18 protein-coding genes, 1 tRNA gene and 2 pseudogenes are annotated in these 15,479 nt (G+C 70.2%); 10 read left to right on the top strand and 11 right to left on the bottom strand.

The window, feature by feature from the left end; genetic code table 11:
* The coding region (locus ABZ370_RS43665) for a biotin/lipoyl-containing protein (RefSeq protein ID WP_358634058.1) at nucleotides 1–1,380 on the top strand (1,380 nt) is incomplete at its 5' end.
* Nucleotides 1,381–1,447: 67 nt separating this feature from the next.
* On the opposite strand, the gene ABZ370_RS43660 is transcribed toward ABZ370_RS43665, so the two are convergent.
* Entirely contained in the window at nucleotides 1,448–2,359 is a 912-nt protein-coding gene (locus ABZ370_RS43660; RefSeq protein WP_358634056.1) for an alpha/beta fold hydrolase, read from the bottom strand.
* 226 nt (nucleotides 2,360–2,585) lie between these two features.
* Between ABZ370_RS43660 and ABZ370_RS43655 the strand changes: the two genes are divergently transcribed.
* From ABZ370_RS43655 to ABZ370_RS43645, 3 genes and pseudogenes are all read left to right on the top strand, one after another.
* A complete protein-coding gene (locus tag ABZ370_RS43655; RefSeq protein WP_358634053.1) occupies nucleotides 2,586–3,455 on the top strand; it encodes a 4'-phosphopantetheinyl transferase superfamily protein in 870 nt (289 codons plus the stop codon).
* Nucleotides 3,456–3,472: 17 nt separating this feature from the next.
* Nucleotides 3,473–3,655, top strand: a pseudogene (locus ABZ370_RS43650) (alpha/beta hydrolase); the annotation flags it as partial.
* A gap of 228 nt (nucleotides 3,656–3,883) precedes the next feature.
* A pseudogene (locus tag ABZ370_RS43645) lies at nucleotides 3,884–4,570 on the top strand (alpha/beta hydrolase); the annotation flags it as partial.
* Between the two features lie 35 nt (nucleotides 4,571–4,605).
* Here ABZ370_RS43645 and ABZ370_RS43640 read toward each other — a convergent pair.
* The gene (locus ABZ370_RS43640; protein WP_358634050.1) at nucleotides 4,606–5,253 is read right to left on the bottom strand and encodes a TetR/AcrR family transcriptional regulator; all 648 of its coding nucleotides are present in this window, start codon (nucleotides 5,251–5,253) and stop codon (nucleotides 4,606–4,608) included.
* Between the two features lie 84 nt (nucleotides 5,254–5,337).
* Here ABZ370_RS43640 and ABZ370_RS43635 point away from each other — a divergent pair, with 84 nt between their 5' ends.
* The 5 genes from ABZ370_RS43635 (at nucleotide 5,338) to ABZ370_RS43615 (ending at nucleotide 8,092) form a co-directional block, all read left to right on the top strand.
* Entirely contained in the window at nucleotides 5,338–6,000 is a 663-nt protein-coding gene (locus ABZ370_RS43635; protein ID WP_358634047.1) for a class I SAM-dependent methyltransferase, read from the top strand.
* A gap of 47 nt (nucleotides 6,001–6,047) precedes the next feature.
* Nucleotides 6,048–6,944: an SDR family oxidoreductase gene (locus tag ABZ370_RS43630; protein ID WP_358634044.1), complete on the top strand. Its 897-nt coding sequence runs from the start codon at nucleotides 6,048–6,050 to the stop codon at nucleotides 6,942–6,944.
* A gap of 51 nt (nucleotides 6,945–6,995) precedes the next feature.
* Complete coding sequence (locus tag ABZ370_RS43625; protein ID WP_358634041.1) at nucleotides 6,996–7,214, top strand: DUF2277 domain-containing protein; 219 nt, start codon at nucleotides 6,996–6,998, stop codon at nucleotides 7,212–7,214.
* A 249-nt stretch (nucleotides 7,215–7,463) separates the two neighbouring features.
* Nucleotides 7,464–7,844, top strand: coding sequence for a hypothetical protein (locus tag ABZ370_RS43620; RefSeq protein ID WP_358634038.1), 381 nt, complete (start codon nucleotides 7,464–7,466; stop codon nucleotides 7,842–7,844).
* The gene (locus ABZ370_RS43615; RefSeq protein ID WP_358634035.1) at nucleotides 7,841–8,092 is read left to right on the top strand and encodes a hypothetical protein; all 252 of its coding nucleotides are present in this window, start codon (nucleotides 7,841–7,843) and stop codon (nucleotides 8,090–8,092) included. Before ABZ370_RS43620 ends, ABZ370_RS43615 begins: the two co-directional genes overlap by 4 nt.
* A 215-nt stretch (nucleotides 8,093–8,307) precedes the next feature.
* On the opposite strand, the gene ABZ370_RS43610 is transcribed toward ABZ370_RS43615, so the two are convergent.
* The 9 genes from ABZ370_RS43610 to ehuB form a co-directional block, all read right to left on the bottom strand.
* Nucleotides 8,308–8,895, bottom strand: coding sequence for a Uma2 family endonuclease (locus ABZ370_RS43610; RefSeq protein WP_358634032.1), 588 nt, complete (start codon nucleotides 8,893–8,895; stop codon nucleotides 8,308–8,310).
* Between the two features lie 121 nt (nucleotides 8,896–9,016).
* A complete protein-coding gene (locus tag ABZ370_RS43605) occupies nucleotides 9,017–9,652 on the bottom strand; it encodes a hypothetical protein (RefSeq protein ID WP_358634029.1) in 636 nt (211 codons plus the stop codon).
* A gap of 43 nt (nucleotides 9,653–9,695) precedes the next feature.
* Nucleotides 9,696–10,064, bottom strand: a complete 369-nt coding sequence (locus ABZ370_RS43600) for a hypothetical protein (RefSeq protein WP_358634027.1) — start codon at nucleotides 10,062–10,064, stop codon at nucleotides 9,696–9,698.
* Between the two features lie 297 nt (nucleotides 10,065–10,361).
* Nucleotides 10,362–10,438 (bottom strand) — tRNA-Lys (locus tag ABZ370_RS43595).
* Between the two features lie 51 nt (nucleotides 10,439–10,489).
* Nucleotides 10,490–11,251, bottom strand: coding sequence for an IclR family transcriptional regulator C-terminal domain-containing protein (locus ABZ370_RS43590; protein ID WP_358634024.1), 762 nt, complete (start codon nucleotides 11,249–11,251; stop codon nucleotides 10,490–10,492).
* A 216-nt stretch (nucleotides 11,252–11,467) separates the two neighbouring features.
* Complete coding sequence (gene ehuA, locus ABZ370_RS43585; protein WP_358634061.1) at nucleotides 11,468–12,238, bottom strand: ectoine/hydroxyectoine ABC transporter ATP-binding protein EhuA; 771 nt, start codon at nucleotides 12,236–12,238, stop codon at nucleotides 11,468–11,470.
* Between the two features lie 22 nt (nucleotides 12,239–12,260).
* Nucleotides 12,261–12,911: an ectoine/hydroxyectoine ABC transporter permease subunit EhuD gene (gene ehuD, locus ABZ370_RS43580; protein WP_358634021.1), complete on the bottom strand. Its 651-nt coding sequence runs from the start codon at nucleotides 12,909–12,911 to the stop codon at nucleotides 12,261–12,263.
* Nucleotides 12,908–13,651 carry an ectoine/hydroxyectoine ABC transporter permease subunit EhuC gene (ehuC, locus tag ABZ370_RS43575; RefSeq protein ID WP_358634019.1) on the bottom strand — a complete coding sequence of 248 codons (744 nt, stop codon included), beginning with the start codon at nucleotides 13,649–13,651 and terminating at the stop codon, nucleotides 12,908–12,910. Before ehuC ends, ehuD begins: the two co-directional genes overlap by 4 nt.
* Complete coding sequence (ehuB, locus tag ABZ370_RS43570) at nucleotides 13,648–14,562, bottom strand: ectoine/hydroxyectoine ABC transporter substrate-binding protein EhuB (protein ID WP_358634016.1); 915 nt, start codon at nucleotides 14,560–14,562, stop codon at nucleotides 13,648–13,650. Before ehuB ends, ehuC begins: the two co-directional genes overlap by 4 nt.
* Nucleotides 14,563–14,701: 139 nt before the next feature.
* On the opposite strand from ehuB, the gene ABZ370_RS43565 reads away from it, so the two are divergent.
* On the top strand, nucleotides 14,702–15,211 hold the full coding sequence (locus ABZ370_RS43565; protein ID WP_358634013.1) for a DUF3830 family protein: 510 nt from the start codon (nucleotides 14,702–14,704) through the stop codon (nucleotides 15,209–15,211).
* Nucleotides 15,212–15,479 lie beyond the last annotated feature (268 nt).

Here is a 15,479-nt window from a genome sequence, read left to right as displayed (position 1 = left end):
GGAGCCCCCCTGGTCGCGGGCACCCCCGACCCCGTCTCCGGCGCCGACGAGGTCGTGACCTTCGCCGAGCAGCACGGCCTCCCGATCGCGATCAAAGCCGCCTTCGGCGGCGGCGGACGCGGCCTGAAGGTCGCCCGCACCATGGAGGAAGTACCCGAGCTCTACGACTCGGCCGTCCGCGAGGCGGTCGCGGCCTTCGGCCGTGGCGAGTGCTTCGTCGAGCGCTACCTCGACAAGCCCCGCCATGTGGAGACCCAGTGCCTGGCGGATACCCACGGCAACGTGGTCGTCGTCTCCACCCGCGACTGCTCCCTCCAGCGACGCCACCAGAAGCTGGTCGAGGAAGCCCCGGCGCCGTTCCTGAGCCTGGAGCAGAACGCCGAGCTCTACCGCGCATCCAAGGCCATCCTCAAGGAAGCCGGATACGTCGGCGCGGGCACCGTCGAGTTCCTGGTCGGGACGGACGGCACGATCTCCTTCCTGGAGGTCAACACCCGCCTCCAGGTCGAACACCCGGTGACGGAGGAGGTCTCCGGCATCGACTTGGTGCGGGAGATGTTCCGCATCGCGGACGGCGAGGCCCTCGGGTACTCCGATCCGTCGCTGCGCGGCCATTCGTTCGAGTTCCGCATCAACGGCGAGGACCCGGGCCGCAACTTCCTCCCGGCGCCGGGGACGGTGACCGTCTTCGACCCGCCGTCGGGTCCGGGCGTGCGGCTGGACGCGGGCGTGGAGTCGGGGTCGGTGATCGGCCCGGCGTGGGACTCGCTGCTCGCCAAGCTGATCGTCACCGGCGCCACCCGGGAGCAGGCCCTCCAGCGGGCCGCTCGCGCGCTGGCGGAGTTCCAGGTCGAGGGCATGGCCACCGCGATCCCGTTCCACCGGGCCGTGGTCACCGACCCCGCCTTCACCAGCGACCCGTTCACGGTCCACACCCGCTGGATCGAGACCGAGTTCACCAACACCATCCCCCCCTTCGCCGCCGCCCCGGCCGCCGCCGACGAGGACGAGATCATCGGGCGCGAGACCGTGGTCGTCGAGGTCGGCGGCAAGCGGCTGGAGGTCTCCCTGCCCGCCTCCCTCGGCATGGCCGCCGCTCCTCCGGCAGCCGCGTCCAAGAAGGCCAAGCGCAAGGCGGTCAAGAAGGGCGGCTCGGCCGCCTCCGGCGACGCCCTCGCCTCCCCGATGCAGGGCACCATCGTCAAGGTCGCCGTCTCCGAGGGCGACACCGTGGCCGAAGGCGACCTCATCGTCGTCCTCGAAGCCATGAAGATGGAACAGCCCCTCAACGCCCACCGCGCCGGGATCATCAAGAACCTCAACGCGGACACGGGCGCCTCCGTCAGCTCCGGCGCCGTCATCTGCGAGATCAAGGACTGACCGAGATCAAGGACTGACGCCCGCCCGGCCTCCCCCCTCGGCGGTGGGGAGGCCGGGCCCGCGCCGCTCAGTCCTTCAGCGTCCGCTCCAGGAAGCCCAGCACCGTGTCCGCGTACACATCCGGCTGGGACTTGATGCCCTGCAGATGGTCGGTGTCCGGCAGCGTGTGCACCTCGGCCAGCGGATAGCGCTCGCCCAGCGCGTGCACCCCCGCGGCCGGGATCATTGTGTCGCGCTCACCGGCCAGGAAGAGCATCGGCGTGCGCTCGTACGCCCCCTCCGCCGCCGGCGGCCACTGCACCCGCAGCATCGCCAGGGCCGCCGACGCGGCGACCGTCTCCAGGGCCTTCCGGGAGAGCCCGGTACGCAGCGGGCCGGGGATCGGCAGCCCGTCGGCCGCGACGAAGTTGCGGAACAGGGGGGCGAGTTCGAGCGCCGGGCCGCTGTCGCAGATCACCGCGTCGACCGGGCAGTCCGCCGCCCGCCCCAGCAGGTAGAAGGAGGGGAAGGCGGAGATGGAGAAGCCGTAGACGGCGAAGCGCGCCGCCGCGTACTCGTCCATCGCGCGCAGATGCTTGATGACCGCCACCACGTCGTCGGTGTGACGGTCGCTCATGCCCCAGCACGCCGGGTCCGAGACGCTCTTGCCGTGGTTGCGGTGGTCGAACATGGCCACCGTGTAGCCCGCCTCGTTCAGCAGCCGCGCCTGTGCCAGGCTCGCCGACTTGCTCAGCCCCAGCCCATGGCCGAGCACCACCACCCGCGCCGTGTCGCCCGGGCAGAGCCACACATGCAGCCCGCGCGGCTTCCCGTTCAGCGGCACCTGGATATCGGTACTGGTCAGGCCCAGGTCCTCGGGCTTCTTATGATGCGGCCGCCGGGGCGGGTGGTAGATGAAATACGAGAGGAAGGCGCCGTAGAGGGGAGCCACCGGGAGAGTCGCCGCAGAGGCCGCCTTCGTCAGGAATCCCGTCGCCATATCGCAAACCCCCATCACAGATCGTGCCCGGTCGTGCGCGATCGTAGTGGTGTCACCCGGTGCCCGGGTCGGCCGTGAAGTGAACGTGTCCGAAGTCACCGCGCGTTCCCGTACGGCAACATCGCGTCGCGGCACGGGCGTTGCCGGTGCGGCGGGTGGGTACCGTCGTCGATGGACGGACGCCGGACGGCGGACACGGATGAACTCCAACGGAGGTAACGGAACAGTGCCGCTCATACGCCCGGCCGATGACGCGGCGGCCGCCCGGGCCGACGACCAGCCCGACGCCATTGCCGACGCCCCCGCCCGCACCCCCGACCCCTGGGGCCCGCTCGCCGCGCCGCCCCGCCCGGAGGACCGCCCCGGCCCCGGCGAGGTCGCCGTATGGCTGCTGCACCTCCCGCCGTCGGCCGCCGCCGCCACCGCGGTCGCGGAGCGGCTGCTGGACGCGGGCGAGCGCGAGCGCGCCGCGGGGATGCGGCACGAGAGGGCGCGCGAGCGCTACATCACCTCGCACGTGGGGCTGCGGACGCTGCTCGGCGGATATCTGGGGACGGACCCGGCGGACATCGAGTTCACCCGCGAAACCTGCGGCATGCCGGACTGCGACAAGCCGCACGGCCGCCCCGCCCTCGCGGGCGACGCCACCCTGGCCTTCTCGCTCTCCCACGCCGGGGACGCCGCCCTGTACGCGGTGTCGGGCGGCGCGCCCGTCGGCGCCGACATCGAGGAGCGGGACCCCCGGCGCACCGGCGACCGCCTCGACGGCCTGATCGGCCAGCTCCACCCCGGCGAGCGCGCGGCCATCGCCGCGCTGCCGGACGAGGAGCTGCGGGAGCGGGCGTTCATGAGCTGCTGGGTGCGCAAGGAGGCGTACCTGAAGGGCATCGGCACCGGCCTGCCGGGCGGGCTGCGGACCCACTACGTCGGCCTCGCGGACCAGCTCGCCCCCCAGCCCCCCGCCGACGCCGCCACCCCGCCCGGCTGGACCCTCACCGACCTCCCCGCCCCACCCGGCTACCACGCCGCCGTCGCCCTCCACACCGACACCGCCGCCGCCCCGGCAGTGACCCTTACCGGCCTGCGGCTGGGGTGATGGGTACGGTCGGTCACATGCCACATCGCTACGAGGTGGAACTCTCCGCGGGCACCATCGAGTACGAGGACACCGGGGGCGAGGGCCCGGTCGCCGTTCTGCTGCACGGCGTCGCCATGGACGGCTCGCTGTGGCGCGAGGTGGTCGCCGGACTCGGCCCCGGCATCCGCTGCGTCGTCCCCACCCTGCCGCGAGGGGGTGTCTTGCCGATCATGCCGGGCTCCCGGCGCCGCTGTGACATCAGCCGCTGCCGCGGCGGGCGGCACCTCGCGGCCCCGCGCTCGTCGCACTCCGCGCCTCCCCCAGCTACCGCTGGGAGGTGCCCCCTGCGCTCTCCTCACGCGGGTTGCGAGCCTCCCCCAGCTACCGCTGGGAGGTGCCCCCTGCACCAGACGCCGCTCGCTGATCCGGCCTGATCGACAAGACACCCCCTAGGCGGCCACCGCCGCCCCATGCGCCCCGACGCCGATCTGTCCGTCCTCGGCGTGGCCCGGCTGGTCGCCGAGTTCCTGGAGCGGCTGGACCTCACGGACGTCACCCTCGCCATGAACGACTGGGGCGGCGCCCAGGCCCTCGTCGCCGACGGCCGCGACGAGCGGATCGGGCGGCTGGTCATCACCTCGTGCGAGGCGTTCGAGAACTTCCCGCCCGGCCTGCCGGGCAAGAACCTGCACACCTCCGCCCGCCTCCCCGGCGGTCTGCGCACCGCCTTCACCCTGCTCAAGCTCCACCCCATGCGACGGCTGCCGATGACCTGGGGCTGGATGACCAAACGCCCGGTGCCGCCGGAGCTCATGGACGCCTGGTTCCGGCCGCTGTGGACGTCCCCGGAAATCCGCCGCGACCTGCGGAAGTACGTGCTCGGCGTGCCACCCGCCGCGGAGCTGCTGCGCTGGGCCGAACGGCTGCGCGGCTTCGACCGCCCCGCGCTGGTGGCCTGGGCGTCCGAGGACCGCGTGATGCCCCCGGAACACGGCCTCCGGCTGGCGGCCATGCTCCCGCAGGGCCGCCATGTGGAGATCCCCGACAGCTACACCCTGATCCCGGTGGACCAGCCCCACCGGCTGGCCACGCTCATGCGCACCTTCATGCTGGAAGGCGGCGCGGCGGTCTAGGGCCTGTCGTTTGGGTCAGGCCCTAGCTATGCGGATCAGTCTTCTGCCGTCGGCCCATGGCGGTGCAGAAACGCATCCACCAGCCGGTCGGTGAACTCCTCGCCGACGGGCTCGTCGGTCACCAGCACCCGGTAGTAGACGGGGCCCATGAGCTGGTCGATCTCGGCCGCCAGATCCAGCCCGGACGGCAACTGCCCCCGCTCCACGGCCCGTTCCAGCGGGAGGCGGTCGCGGCGGCGCTGCTCGTCCAGGTAGCGGGAACGGAAGTCCCGGGCGAACTCCGGATCGTGCTGGGCCTGGGCGATCAGGGCCCGGAAGACGGCGCCGGAGTCGGACGCGCCGAGGAACCAGGCCAGTTGGCGCAGATAGCCGCGGAGATCGATGGCGAGGTCACCGGAGTCCTGCTGGGTGAGGTCCTCGGCCACGTCCTGGAGGAAGGCGTCCATGAGGACGGCGGTCTTGGTGCTCCACCAGCGGTAGATGGTCTGCTTGGCGACTCCCGCGCGGGTCGCGATGCCCTCCATCGTGACGCCCGCGAAGCCCTTCTCGACGAGCAGGTCGTCGGCCGCCTCCAGCACCGCCAGCCGGGCCTGTTCGCTGCGCCCGTGCCGGTTGCCGTGGTGGCGCGGTGCCGTCGTCGCGCCGGTGCCGCTCGTCCGGTCGGTGTGTGTCGCGCGTGCCATTTCGCCTCCTCGGAACAGCATATCCACGCCGCGGGCTCCTCCCCGTTCTAGACAAGACTCAACGTCGCGTCTACTCTAACCGTCATGACACACACCAACACGCTTGCCGACCCCCGGGTCGAGACCGCCCTCAGCCGGATGTTCGCGCTCGCCGAGCAGGACGGGACCACCGCCCGCGCCTCGCTGCCGCCCGGCGCGATCGAGTCGCTGGCACCGCAGGAGCTGGCGGACGCCGCGTCCGGGATCTTCATGCCGATATCCGCCGATGGCGGGAAGCTGCTCTACAACCTGGTCCGCGCCATCCGCCCGGCCACGGTGGTCGAGTTCGGCATGTCCTTCGGGATCTCCACGCTCCATCTGGCCGCCGCCGTGCGCGACAACGGCACCGGGCGCGTCATCACCACCGAGATGAGCAAGGAAAAGATCGCCGCGGCCCGTAGCACCTTCGCCGAGACCGGGCTGGACGACCTGATCACCATCCTCGAAGGGGACGCCCGGGAGACCCTCGCCGACGTCGAAGGCCCCTTGGAGCTGGTCCTGCTCGACGGCTGGAAGGACCTGTGCCTGCCTGTGCTGCGGCAGCTCGAACCGCGCCTGCGGCCCGGCGCCCTCGTCGTGGCCGACGACGTCGACCAGGGCGAGGGGCTGCTGAAGCCGTATCTCGACTACGTACGCGACCCCGCGAACGGCTACCAATGCGTGACGTTCCCCATCGAGGACGGCATGGAGATCAGCTGCCGCCTCTGAACCCCGCCTCGACCAGGCCAGGCCCACTCCCACGAAAGAGCACTGACATGCAGGTATTCATCACCGGAGCGACCGGATGGATCGGCTCCGCCGCCGTCTCCGAGCTGCTCGCCGCCGGGCACGAGGTCACCGGCCTCGCCCGCTCGGACGCCTCCGCCGACGCGCTCCGGGCCAAGGGGGCCCGGGTGCGGCGCGGCGACCTCGACGACCTCGGCGGCATCCGGGCCGGTGCCGCCGACGCCGATGCCGTCGTCCACCTCGCCAACAAGCACGACTTCGCCAACCCGGCCGTCAACAACCGGGCCGAGCGCGGCGCCGTCCAGGCCATCGGCGAGGCCCTCGCGGGCTCGCACCGGCCGTTCGTCCTCGCCTCCGGGCTGGCCTTCGTCACTCCCGGCCGCGCGGCCACCGAGCAGGACCCCTCCCCCTTCCACGGCATCGACTCGATGCGCGGCGGCGGCGAGAACCTGGCGCTGGAGTTCGTGGAGCGCGGCGTCAACACGGTCGTGGTGCGGTTCGCCCCCACCGTGCACGGCGACGGCGACCCCGGCTTCATGTCCGGGCTGGTCGCGGCGGCCCGCGCCCAGGGCGTCTCGGCGTACATCGGCGAGGGGGCCAACCGCTGGGCGGCGGTCCACCGCGGCGACGCCGGACGCGTCGTGCGCCTCGCCCTCGAAGAGAAGGCCCCGGCCGGGAGCATCCTGCACGCCGCCGCTGAGACCGGCATCCCGACCCGCGACATCGCCGAGGCCATCGGACGCGGGCTCGGCCTGCCCGTCACCTCCGTCCCGGCCGACCAGGCCGGTGCGCACTTCGGCTGGCTGAACAAGTTCTACGGAGCGGACATGGCCGCCGACAGCGATGTCACCCGCGCACTCCTCGGCTGGACCCCCGGCGGCCCCACCCTGGCCGAGGACCTCGACAGCGGCTGCTACTACCGCTGAGCGATGCGCGGGCCGCCCGCGTTGTCGGACCCCCGGCGTACCGTCGTGGGTATGTGCAGATCCATCAAGACACTGCGCCCGCCGTACGCCGAATCGGTCACCGAGGAGGACATGCGCGCCGCCGCGCTGCAGTACGTACGCAAGATCAGCGGCTTCCGTCAGCCCGCCCCGCACAACGCCGAGGCCTTCGACAAGGCGGTCGAAACGATCGCCAGCGCCACCGGGGACCTGCTGAGCACGCTGGAGGTACGGGGCGGCCGTACAAGCTGAATGGCCCGGGTGTCATCGCCCGGGCCATCCACTTGATCACTTGTGTGCCCCCCCGCATATGAGGTCAGTGCTGACCTGACACGAACCTGACGTCCCGGCGGAGCGAATCCGCAGCACCGTCGAGGTCGGCGAGCCGCGCCCGCGCGCTTGGTCAACGTCACTGGTGGATCGGCCCCCGGCGAGCAACAGCACCATCAGCGACAACGCCGAACGCGGGAGCTACAACGGGAGCGGCGGCGGGCCCTGCTGTTGGCGCTCGACGGCGTCGACGCGGGGCCGGAGTGGATTCACGGCGTCCTCGTGGACCCGGACGGCAGGCCGTGCTACCTGGCGCCGGCCGGAGCCAACAGCCGGTTGAGCCGCCGGGCGGACGAAGTTGAGGCTCTTCAACTCTCCATGGGGTCCGAACTCCTCGGCCACGCCCGCGCGTTGCTCGACGACCGGAAGGCGGACATCGGGGAGGTCCGCTTCCTGGCGGAACGGCTGTGTGAGGCGCTGCGTGACGCGCTTCGGGTGGCTGAGAGCAGAGGAGGGCGACTGCCCGCGGGCGACGAGGAGAACGACCCGGCCGAGCCGGAGGACGGGGCGGACGACCATAGGGCGTCCGGCAGTGGAGAGGAGACGGCGTGACCCGCTGGACGATCAGCCCCGTCCCGGCACGGGGCTTGCGCCGCACCGAGGGCGACGTACTCGCACTGCCACTCCAGATCAGCAGCGACGGACAGCATCTCGTCGTCACCGAACTGCGGCTGACCCCTGCCGCTGCGGAGCAGTTGCACGCGGCCCTGTGCTACGCGCTGGACGGGCAGCTTCCGCCCCATGACGCCCCGGAGTGTCGACCACCGGTCCGCTACCCGAGTGGTCGGCAGCGGTGCTGAAGACCGCCGTCCGGCCCTTGTCGCCCCTGCCCCGAAGCGACAGGGCCGGGCGGTTTCTCATGGCACCGGAAGCGCGTGACAGGCGGCCCTGCTGCCGGAGACATCATGCCCGTTTCACGCGTCCGGCAGCGGAGTTGAGCCCGGGGCCCGGTGCGGACACGTGACGCCGTCCTGCGTCCACGTGCCCACCGAAGCGCTCGGCGCCCGGCGGGGACTCAGCGGACGTAGTTCTTCAGGATCTCCGTATCGAGCGTGATGTTCACGGGTTCCGGAAGCGCGACCTGCTCGCCGAACGGCGCCCGGTGGATATCGAGGTAGCAGCCGCTCTCGCGATGGGGGTTGGTGTGCACGATGACCGCGCAGGCGTCGCGGTCCACAAGGAAATAGGCGGGGATGCCCACGGCCGCGTAGGCGGCGGGCTTCTCGATCCGGTCGCGTCGGTCGGTGTCTCCGTCGTGCGAGGTGACCTCGAGGGCCATCAGGACCCCCTCGGGGTCCGACCACTCACCATGGCCCGAGAAGTGCCCATCAGGCGCCAGCACGCCGTCCGGGCGGGCACGCCCCTTGCGGTACGCCTCGACCTTCAAGCCACAGTCGCTCGCGTAGAGCCAGAGATCGGGGCGGTGCTGCATGCAGCGCTTCTGCAGCCACCTGATGATCTCGCTGTGATCCCCGTCCGGCACGCACTTCTCCTCGATCCGCCCGTTGATGAACTCCAACGTGACGGTTTCGGGCGCGGTGGAGGCGATCTGCTCGAACTCCTCCACCAGCATGTGGGACGTGCGCTCTGCCATAACCGTCATGTTGCACCCCTTTCCTGGAGGAAGCCAGTGTTCCCGGGCGCATGTGTGGCTGGGGCGCGGTCCGTAGTGGATCACTCCCACGGGTGACGGTTCGACATCAGGCGGTGACGCGCGCAGAAGCTCAGCCGAGCCGGGTCACCCCCGCGTCACCGCTCCGCGACTCCACCGGCTCCTCCGCGCGCTCCAGCTCCTTTTCGGGCTTCCGCAGATACGACTCCGTCAGCACCACGCGCTCCGCATCGCCGCCGGTGATCTCCACCGTGCGCCCGTCCAGCACCGGCACGCCCTGGGGGTTGCGCGTGGGCGTGAGCAGCCACAGGCCGTACGGCGGGGCACCTGGCCGCCGGGCGGAACGTTGCAGGCCGGCCAGGAGATCGTGGCCGCCCGCCTCGTAGTAGTGCGCGAGCAGTCCCGCGGTGTGGACGAAGAGCACCGTGCCGCTCTCCTCCTGAGCCACGGCCTCCAGCCGGGCCTGCACGCGGGACCAGACGCGGGAGACGTAGGAGCGCAGGTCGCCCGGAAGCTCGCCGGTGCGGGTGAAACACCTGTCAGCGCCGAGTACCTGGGGCCAGGCGGTTCCGTGTTCCTCCGCCAGGTCGCGGAACTCCGCGAGGAAGAGCCCGGCGAGGTCCACCCGCGTGACGGGAAAGGCGGCGGCGATCAGGTCGGCCGCGCCGCGCAGATGCCTGACGTCCACATTGAGCGCGCGGAAACCGCCCTGCTGGACCGCCGTGTCCAGCTTGGTGGTGAGCAGCACCCACGGTGCGCGCTGCTCGCGTCCCGCCCCCGTCCTCGCGGTCTTATGGGCGACGACACCAGCCGTCCCGGCGCTCCGGCTGACCGAGACGAGAGAGCTGGTGGGACATCCGGGTGCCGGTGAGCCGGCTCGTGCCGGAGACGGCCGGACGGGCAGGCGGGCGGAAACGGTCGGTTTCCGTGTCGTAGGTGAGGGGGAACCCCGCGTGCTTGAGGGCCTCCTCGACCTCCACGTACGTCGGGGTGCCGAGCCGCATGTCCGGGAACCGGGAGCGCACCCGGGCGAGTAGACCTTCCAGGCTGTTGCCTCCAACCGGAGCCTCGGCCCGCAATTCCTCCGCAACCTGGGTCAGCGTTCTGAGCGCGACGCTGACGATCTCCGGGCTGTGTCTGCTGGCCACTGTGCTCGACACGACGGAGCGGGACCCGGGAGGGGTGCACTGGCTGGCGGAGACCGCAGCAGTTCTCGGTGCGGTGCGATCGGTGCGCCTGATCTGGCTCTTCAACAAGGTCATCGAGGTGGGTGACGCGGATCTCGCGGACACTCGCCCCCCTGTGCCTGGACCGTCTGCTGCGCCACCCGGGACCCGGTCCCTTCCTCCGAGGGCGTAGGAAGCACGGTCACACGATGTCGCCGTGATCTCCGGACTTGGGTGAGCCGAAACACGAATGGGGCTCCTCGAATAATCGAGGAGCCCCATTCAATGTCATGGTGCGCCGCCAGGGACTCGAACCCCGGACCCGCTGATTAAGAGTCAGCTGCTCTAACCAACTGAGCTAGCGGCGCGTGCTGACGACGTAAATACTACCTGGTCCGGAAGGGTGCTTTGGACCAACATCAGATGGTCAGCGAGAGCAGCATCGGGGCCGCCTCGCGGTTGAGCAGGTAGGCGGCATGGCGCAGGCGGTGGGCGCGCTCCAGGGGGAGGGACAGGGCCAGGCAGCCGACGGTGCGGCCCGCCGTGACGGGGACGGCCGCGCAGACCGTGCCCACGGCGTATTCCTGCAGGTCGAGCACGGGCACGGTGGGCGGCTGGCTGTCCAGCTTGCGGAAGAGCACCTTCTCGCTGGTCGTCGTCCGCGAGGTGAGCCGCACCGTCTTGTGGCGGGAGAGGTGATCGCGGCGGCCGTCCTGGTCGAGCTGGGTCAGCAGACACTTGCCGACGGCCATCGCATGGGCGGCGGAGCGGAAGTCCACCCACTCGTTGACCCTGGGCGTATGCGGTCCGTCCGCGTACTGCGTGATCTTGACTTCGCCGTCCACATAGCGGCTGAAGTAGACCGCCGCGCCCACCGAGTCGCGGAGCGCGGTGAGCGACTTCTGCAGCTTGTCCTCGACGGCGTGCCCGCGCCCCGGGGCGCCGGTGTCCAGCAGGGTGAGGGACGCGCCGCCGATGTACGCCCCGTCGGCGATCTGCTCGACGTACCCCTCGCGGCGCAGCATCCGCAGCAGCTCGGTGAGCCGGTCGCTCGGCAGCCGGGTCTCGCGGGCTATCCCGGTGTGGCTCACCCCGCCGGAGTGCCGGGCGACGACCTCCAGGATGCGCAGGGCGTGCCGCACCGAGCGGAGCGGCGTGATCGGCTCGGGCCCCAGCACCACGGCGTCCCCTCTCGCAGGTGGTGACCGCTTGCGTCATCGCCGTCGCTGCGGGTCACGGCCGTGGGGTAGCCCACAGGGCGCCCGCGGAAGGCGGCTTCGTTCCACGATAGCCGCCAAGGGGGCGATATGGAGCGGAAGTTGAACGATGGCATGTGCCACCGCCAGTCCGCCCATATCGCCCCCTCGGCGGCTCGCGCCCGGGACGGCGGGACGCCGCTACAGCACGGCGCTCAGGAACTCCCGGGTCCGCTCGTGCTCCGGCTCCGTGAAGATCTTCTCCGGCGGGCCGGACTCGATGACCCGGCCCGCGTCGAACATCAGCACGTCGTCGGAGATGTCGCGCGCGAAGTTCATCTCGTGCGTCACACACAGCATGGTGATGTCCGTCGTATGGGCGATGTCCCGCAGGACGTCCAGCACGCCGGCCACCAGCTCCGGGTCGAGCGCCGAGGTCACCTCGTCCAGCAGCATCACCTGCGGCCGCATCGCCAGTGCCCGGGCGATCGCCACCCGCTGCTGCTGTCCGCCGGACAGCTGCGTCGGGTACATGTCGCACTTGTCGCCGAGGCCGACGAGGTCGAGCAGCTCCCGCGCCCGCGTCTCGGCCTCGTCCTTGTCCAGGCCCAGGACGTTCACCGGGGCCTCGGTGATGTTCCGCAGCACCCGCATATTGGGGAAGAGGTTGAACTGCTGGAAGACCATGCCGATCTTCTTGCGCACCTCGCGGGTGTGCTTCTCGCCCGCCGGGACCAGCTTGCCGCCCCGGTCCTCATGGGTGAGGTAGTCCCCGTCGACCTTGATCGTGCCCTCGTCGGGCTTGAGCAGCGTCATCAGCAGCCGCAGGATCGTGGTCTTGCCGGAGCCGGACGGGCCGATGAGGGTGACGTGCTTGCCGGAGGAGACCGAGAAGTCGAGGTCGTCCAGGACGGTGTTGCTGCCGAAGCGCTTGGTCACCTTGTCGAAGCGGATCAGTTCACTGCCGTCCACGGCAGGGTTCGTGTGGTCGGTTTCAGTGGCCAAGACGACGCTCCAGGGCTCGCATGAGAAGTGATGCCGGATAGGCGATGAGGATGAAGGCGATGCCGACCATCGTGAACGGCTCGATGTAGTGGAAGGACGACGAGGCTTCGCCCCGCGCCTTCTGCAGCATGTCGACGACGCCGATCAGCGCGAGCATCGGGGAGTCCTTCAGCATCGCGATCACGTAGTTGCCGAGGGCGGGCACCACACGGCGGATCGCCTGCGGCAGGATCACCGCCAGCCAGGTGCGGCCCCGGGAGAGGCTGAGCGCGGTGGCCGCCTCCCACTGGCCCACCGGCACACCGTCGATACCGGCCCGGTAGACCTCGGCGGTGTACGTCGAGTAGTGCAGCCCGAGCGCGATCACACCGGTGGTCAGCGCCGAGAACTTGATGTCCCAGGTCGGCAGCACATAGAAGAAGAAGAACAACTGCACCAGCAGCGGGGTGTTGCGGATGAACTCCGTCACCGCCGACACCGGCCAGCGTACGAAGCGGGTCGGCGAACGGAACGCCATCGCCCACACCAGCCCCAGCGCGAACGCCAGGACCGAGCCGAGGGCGGTGGCCTCCAGCGTGATCAGCAGCCCGTGGCCCAGCTGCGGGAGGAAATCCCTGGCCACGTCCCAGTCCCACTTCACTGGGCACCTCCCGCGGTGGTGATGTTGCTCGACTGCTCGGCCTCCTGCTTGCCGGACAGCTTGCGCGTGACCAGCGAACCCTTGGGCGGAGCCTGGCCGAGGTTGGCCTTGGCGCGCCGCTCCAGCAGCCGCATCAGCCGGGTCAGGATGAACGCCAGCACGAAGTAGAGCACCAGGATGATCGTGTAGATCTGCGCACTCTCACCCGTCGCCAGCCGGGAGAGCTGGGCGGCGAAGGTGATGTCGGCGACGTTCACGGCCGAGACCAGCGCCGTCGCCTTCAGGATCTCGATCAGCAGGTTGTTGAACGGCGGGATCATCTCGGGGATCGCCTGCGGCAGGATCACCCGCCGCATCCGCTGCGCCGGGGTGAAGCTGAGCGCGATGGCCGCCTCACGCTGCGCCGGAGCGACGGAGGCGATCGCACCGCGGACGATCTCGGAGCCGTACGCCCCGTAGTTCAGCCCGATGGCCAGCACCGCCGCCCACATCGGGAAGAGCTGCCAGCCGAAGGCCAGCGGCATCACGAAGGCCAGCCAGAACATCAGCACCAGGGCCGACGTACCGCGGAAGATCTCCACGTACGCGCCGGTGAAGAAGCGGACGATCCGCAGTGGCGACGTGCGCGCCATGCCGATGCCGAACGCGATGGCCACGGCGAAGGCCGCGCTGAACAGGGTCAGCTGAATCGTGATCCAGACGCCCGGAAGAAGCCAGTGTTCCCACAGCCCGGCCGTCATTTGCACAGCTCCTTGGCGGTCAGATCGGTCATCTCGCCCTCGGTGAAACCGAAAGGCCGCACGATGCGCAACAGCTCACCGCTCTTCTTCATCTTGTGCAGCTCGACATTGAAGGCGTCGCGGAGCTTGGTCTCCTCCGGCCGGAAGGCGAACCCGCCCGCCCCGATGTCCGGTTTGCCGTCGACCATCGCCTGGAACGGCTCGGTCGCCTCGGCCCGCTGGCTGTTCCGCTGCTTGACCACGTTGTGCACGGTCACGGTCGTGCCCGCGAACACATCGGCCCGGCCCTGCTCCACCGCCAGCAGACCGGCCAGCTGGTCCGGGAGGATCAGCATGTCGCTCTCCTTGACCCCGGCGTTCTTGGCGTAATCGATCTCGGCATAAGCGGTACCGGTCGCCATTTTGGCCTTGTGCTTGACGATGTCGTCGTAATTGTGAAGGTTCTTCGGATTTCCCTTGCGGACGATGAAAGCGTCCCGCATGCGGTAGTCGGGATCGGAAAAGATCACCTGGGCGCAGCGCTCGGGATTGATGTACATCCCCGCGGAGACCACGTCGAACTGCTGCGAGCGGAGCCCCGGAATCAGCGAGCCGAACTCGGTCGGCACCGGCTGGACCTTGGCCACCCCCAGCCGCTTGAAGATGACCTTCGCGATCTCCGGCGCCTCACCGGTGAAGTCGCCGTTCTTGTCGATGTAGCCGAATGGGATCTCCCCCGCAATTCCCAGCCGGACCGTTCCCTGCGCCCGCAGGCGCTCCAGCAGATTGCCCCCATCTCTGGCGTCCGTGTCGGACACCCGGCTACAGCCGACCGCGCCCAACAGGCCAAGGGCCGCGCCGCCGACCAGAAGCGATCGACGGGATGCCCCTTTTGTTCTGCTATCGATGTCTTTCCCGCGTGGTGGAGCCATGGGCGCGCGACTACCCGAACCAGCGAAATATATGCCGGTCGTTTCCAGCCCTTGATACAGACGATGCTGGGTATGCCCCCTGGGGAAGGACTGATAGGGACGGGTAAGGACTGTTCCGAAGCGACCTGGAGGAATGTCGATGGTTGACCGAGCCGACCGGTTCATCGAGGTCTCGCTCGACAAACGCGGAGTGACCTGCACCGCGAAACTCCTCGACGACCGCGCACCGATCACCTGCGAGGCCGTCTGGAACGCGCTGCCGCTGGGAGGTGACGTCTATCACGCCAAGTACGCGCGGAACGAGATCTACGCGCTACTGGCCCCCTTCGCCCCGGAGGAGCCACCGCTGGAGAACCCCACGATCACGCCCATCCCCGGGGACCTGTGTTACTTCACCTTCTCCGACACCCAGCTGGGGACGAAGTCCTACGGCTACGAGACCCAGGCCAAGCACCAGGGCAAGCGCCAGGTGGTCGACCTGGCCCTGTTCTACGAGCGGAACAACCTGCTTATCAACGGTGACGCGGGCTGGGTCCCGGGCATCGTCTGGGGCTCGGTGGTCGACGGCCTGGACCACATGGCCGACGCCTGCCAAGACCTCTGGCGCGCGGGCGCCCTGGGTGAAACCCTGAGCTTCCGCCGCGCGTAACGCCACCCCACCGGGCATAACCCCGCCCCGCCGCGCGTAACACCGCCCCGCCCGGGGCCCGAGCCACCGGCCCGGGCCCCGGGCCTGTTCGGGAACCTGGGCCCCGGTCCGGAATCCGGGCCCTGCTTGGGAACCCCGGCCTTGTTCGGGAGCCCGGGCCTGCTCGGGAGACTGGGCCCCGGTCCGGAATCCGGGCCCTGCTTGGGAACCCCGGCCTTGTTCGGGAGCCCGGGCCTGCTCGGGAGACTGGGCCCCGGTCCGGAATCCG

The organism is Streptomyces sp. NPDC005962 (genome assembly GCF_040629205.1).
GTDB lineage: Bacteria > Actinomycetota > Actinomycetes > Streptomycetales > Streptomycetaceae > Streptomyces.
The sequence above is the reverse complement of the archived record's forward strand: the minus strand, read 5'-3'. Positions and strand labels throughout refer to the sequence as shown.